Here is a 3,990-nt window from a genome sequence, read left to right on the forward strand (position 1 = left end):
ATCTTGGCTTCGATGCCGCGCTCGGCGAGTTCGCCGGCGATCGCCTTGGCGACCTTTTCGGCGCCAAGCGCCAGCGCACCGGAATCGCCGGGAATGTAGATACGCGGGATCATGAGAGCACCTCTGCAACGATCTCGTCGAGCTTCTCGTCATCGAGCCGTCCGATCACCTCGCCATCGAGCATGGCGGCGGGCGAACAGGCGCACAGGCCAAGACAGTAGACCGGCTCCAGCGTCACCGAACCGTCGCGGGTCGTTTCATGAAAGCCGATGCCCAGCAGTTGCTTCAGCTTGGCGGCGATGGCATCCGACCCCATGGACTGGCAGGATTCCGCCTGGCAGAGCTTCAACACATGCCGGCCTGCCGGATGGCTTCGGTAATCGTGATAGAAGCTGACGACGCCGTGCACCTCGGCCCTGGAAATGTTCAGCGCCTCGGCGATGACCGGCAGCGCATCCTTGGGCACATGGCCGAACTCTTCCTGGATGCCGTGGAGGATCGGCAGCAAAGGGCCTTCGAGCCCCTTCATCTCCTGGATGATCGCGGCCGTGCGCGACGTAATCTCGGTACTTGCAGGCTGCATTGTCATGCAGCGCCCTCCCTATCGTAGCGACCCACGCATATCGGCCAAAAGCATCAAGCTGTTTTGGAACAACGACATGCGCGTGCCGCTTTATCGCTAAGTGCTTAAGAAACCAGAGAAAACCTCTGAAATCAATAAAGCGGTTTCGTTGTACGATAGAAATCTTCTATCGTTCCGTTTGACTAACCCTGTCTAGTGGAACGGTTGGCATGGAAATCGTCCGCCAGCGCCATTGCCTCGTCCAGCAGCGCCGAGACCAAAGGTGTGTGCGGTTCGCGCGGTGTCGCCACCAGGCCGACCGTGTGGCTGGCGTCTGGTTCGATGATTGGAATGGCCCGGATCGGTTCGGAAAAGCCGAATGTTTCCGCAAGGTTGAGCGGCATGATCGACGACCATTTGCCGGTGCGGATGTGCGAAAACAGCACGATCATCGAATTGGATTCCAGCGTCGGTCGCACCTGCACGCCGGCTTCGGCCAGATGCTGGTCGATGATGCGGCGGTTCTGCATGTCCGGCGTCAACAGGCACAGCGGCAGGCTTGAGAGCTCCGCCCATGTCACTTTGTCGCGGTCGGAATAGGGATTTCCCATCGCGGTGATCAGTTGGTAGCGCTCGTCATAGAGCGGCACGCTGGTCACCCGCCCCAGCGGCTCGTTGTCGAGATAGGTGATGCCGGCATCGATGTCGAAATTGCCGAGCAGCGACAGCACCTCGATCGAAGTCCGCGACAGCACCGAAAAGGTGACGCCGGGATGCTTTTCGCGAAATGGCGTCGTCAGCCGCGGCAGCATGGCGAGCGCCGTCGGGATGGCGGCGATGCGGATACGGCCCGAAAGTCCGTGGCGCGCCGCGCGCATTTCCTCGCGCATGGTCCTGGTGTCGCCGACGATGCGGCGTGCCCACACCAGCACCTGTTTTCCCTCCGGCGTCAGCCCCTGGAAGCGTGAGCCACGCAGAACCAGCATGACGCCAAGCTGGCCTTCCAACTGCTTGATGCCGGCCGACAGCGTCGGCTGCGTGACGCCGCACACCTCCGCCGCCCGGCCGAAATGCTCCTCCCTGGCGAGCGCGATGAAGAATTCCAGCTTGTCGATCATGTGATCTTTCCGGTCGTTCGCTGCAAGGTCGGGGAAATTGTGCTCTACCGCAAGCGCCACGCACAATTGCCCTGCATCCACACCTTTAAGCCGGCTACCTGTTTCCCGCGGCTGAATGCGGCGCTATGTGGATGAAACTGGGAGATCGACCATGCTGGGCTGGTTCCGCAAGCTTTTGCCGCGCGAAGATCGCTTCTTCGACCTGTTCGAACGACATTCCCGCACCGTGGTCGGCGGCGCCGAGGCGCTGGAGCAGCTTCTACAGGGCAGGGATATCGATCTCTGGTGCCAGAAAATCATCGATCTCGAAGATGAGGCCGACCACATCACCGCGGAAGTCCTGCTGGCTGTACGGCGCTCCTTCATCACGCCTTTCGATCGCGGCGACATCAAGGACCTGATCCAGTCGATGGATGACGCCATCGATATGATGCACAAGACGGTCAAGACGGTGAAGCTGTTCGAGCGCAAGGAGTTCGATCCGCTGATGCAGGAAATGGGTGGCGTCATCGTCGCCGCCGCCAAGCTGGTGGCCGAGGCGATCCCGCTGCTCAACAAGGTCGCAACGCATACTGTGCGCCTCAACGCCATCGCCGAAGAGGTGATGCGCGTCGAAAGCCGGGCCGACGACCTGCACGAGCAAGGGCTGAAGGATCTCTTCAGGAAGCACGGCAGCAGCGATCCGATGGCCTATATGATCGGAAGCGAGATTTATGGCCAACTGGAAAAGGTGGTCGACCGCTTCGAGGACGTCGCCAACGAGATCAGCGGCATCGTCATTGAGAATGTCTAGGTGATGGAAGCAACCATTGCCTTTCCCGTGCTGGCCGGCCTCGTCGCCGTCGCACTGTTCTTCGACTTTCTCAACGGCCTGCACGACGCCGCCAATTCCATCGCCACCATCGTTTCCACCCGCGTGCTGCGGCCGCAATATGCGGTGCTGTGGGCGGCATTCTTCAATTTCATCGCCTTCATGTTCTTCGGCCTCCACGTTGCCGAGACCGTAGGCAAAGGCATCGTCGACGTCAGCATCGTCACCCCGGCGGTGATCTTTGCAGCCCTGGTCGGCGCCATCGTCTGGAACATCGTCACCTGGATCGCCGGCATCCCTTCGAGCAGCTCGCATGCGCTGATCGGCGGCTTGGTCGGCGCCGGTGTTGCGAAGGCAGGCGTGGGCGCCATCGTCTGGACCGGGCTTGGCAAGACGGTTGCGGCAATCGTCTTGTCGCCGGCGCCCGGCTTTATCCTGGCGCTCGTCCTGGTTCTCGTCGTCTCGTGGCTCTTCGTGCGCCAGACGCCGTTTGCGGTCGACAGCACCTTCCGCGTCATGCAGTTCTTTTCCGCCTCGCTCTATTCCCTCGGGCACGGCGGCAATGACGCCCAGAAGACCATGGGCATCATCGCCGTGCTGCTCTATTCGCAAGGCATGCTCGGCGCGACTTTCTACGTGCCGCTGTGGGTGGTCCTCACTTGCCAGTCGGCACTGGCGCTCGGCACCCTGTTCGGCGGCTGGCGCATCGTCCACACCATGGGCTCGAAGATCACCCGGCTGAACCCGATGCAGGGTTTTTGCGCCGAAACCGGTGGGGCGATCACGCTGTTTGCGGCGACCTGGCTCGGCGTTCCCGTATCGACCACCCACACCATCACCGGCGCCATCATCGGCGTCGGCGCCGCCCGCCGCGTCTCGGCCGTGCGCTGGGGCATTGCCGGCAACATCGTCATCGCCTGGATCGTTACCTTGCCGGCCACCGCTTTGATTTCGGCGCTCACCTACCTCGCGGTTGGCCTGGCGAGGTGAGGTGAAGAAATCTACCTGTCCACAAGGTTCAGGATGTTGCCGTCTGGATCCTTGAACAGGCAACCTTCATTCCGTAACCGACGTGGAGATCGCCCTCCAGCGTCAAGCCCGGCATCTGATAGTGCTCGAAGGCGACGCCCTTCGACTTCAGCTCCTTGACGATGTTGCCGATCTCGTCGCCAACCATCCAGGTCACCGCTGTCGCCTTGTTGGTTCCGGCAAATTGGGAATGATAGACGTTGAGGGTGGTATCGCCGCTTTTGTACACGATCAGTTCGCCCCCCTCATCCTGCACCTGTTTCAGGCCAAGCGTTCCTTCGTAGAAAGCCTTGGCCTTTGCCAGATCGCTTACCGCCAGATTTGCCGTTGCGTTGCTGTTTGCGAGCATAATCGCCTCCTTCTCGGCTTGTCGGTCCCGTGCTGGTCGTTGAAATAGGTCGCTGCGATCGTTTGGCGACTGTCGGCTGGATTGATTGCTGGCCGCATCGGCGCTCGCTTATCTGGAGGAC

Annotated in this window: 4 protein-coding genes and 1 pseudogene; 2 read left to right on the forward strand and 3 right to left on the reverse strand. The window is 61.1% G+C overall.

Features of this window, described 5'->3' with window-relative positions:
- Positions 1–109: 109 nt before the first annotated feature.
- Positions 110–589, reverse strand: coding sequence for a formate dehydrogenase subunit gamma (locus EN914_RS27160; RefSeq protein ID WP_013528011.1), 480 nt, complete (start codon positions 587–589; stop codon positions 110–112).
- A 176-nt stretch (positions 590–765) separates the two neighbouring features.
- Positions 766–1,680, reverse strand: coding sequence for a LysR family transcriptional regulator (locus tag EN914_RS27165; RefSeq protein WP_024503376.1), 915 nt, complete (start codon positions 1,678–1,680; stop codon positions 766–768).
- 151 nt (positions 1,681–1,831) lie between these two features.
- Here EN914_RS27165 and EN914_RS27170 point away from each other — a divergent pair, with 151 nt between their 5' ends.
- Both EN914_RS27170 and EN914_RS27175 read left to right on the forward strand, forming a co-directional pair.
- Positions 1,832–2,473 (forward strand): DUF47 domain-containing protein, encoded by a 642-nt coding sequence (locus EN914_RS27170; protein WP_013528009.1) that lies wholly within the window; start codon positions 1,832–1,834, stop codon positions 2,471–2,473.
- Between the two features lie 3 nt (positions 2,474–2,476).
- A complete protein-coding gene (locus tag EN914_RS27175) occupies positions 2,477–3,481 on the forward strand; it encodes an inorganic phosphate transporter (protein ID WP_127389372.1) in 1,005 nt (334 codons plus the stop codon).
- Between the two features lie 11 nt (positions 3,482–3,492).
- On the opposite strand, the pseudogene EN914_RS27180 reads toward EN914_RS27175, so the two are convergent.
- Positions 3,493–3,869: pseudogene (locus EN914_RS27180) on the reverse strand (VOC family protein).
- Positions 3,870–3,990 lie beyond the last annotated feature (121 nt).

The sequence above is a fragment of the Mesorhizobium sp. M7A.F.Ca.CA.001.08.2.1 genome, from assembly GCF_003998455.1.
In the GTDB taxonomy this organism is placed as follows: domain Bacteria; phylum Pseudomonadota; class Alphaproteobacteria; order Rhizobiales; family Rhizobiaceae; genus Mesorhizobium; species Mesorhizobium ciceri.

Excerpts from the sequence above, each read along its gene's own strand:
- EN914_RS27160 (WP_013528011.1), bottom strand. The coding sequence starts at position 589 with ATGACAATGCAGCCTGCAAGTACCGAGATTACGTCGCGCACGGCCGCG.
- EN914_RS27165 (WP_024503376.1), bottom strand. The coding sequence starts at position 1,680 with ATGATCGACAAGCTGGAATTCTTCATCGCGCTCGCCAGGGAGGAGCAT.
- EN914_RS27175 (WP_127389372.1), top strand. The coding sequence starts at position 2,477 with ATGGAAGCAACCATTGCCTTTCCCGTGCTGGCCGGCCTCGTCGCCGTC.
- EN914_RS27170 (WP_013528009.1), top strand. The coding sequence starts at position 1,832 with ATGCTGGGCTGGTTCCGCAAGCTTTTGCCGCGCGAAGATCGCTTCTTC.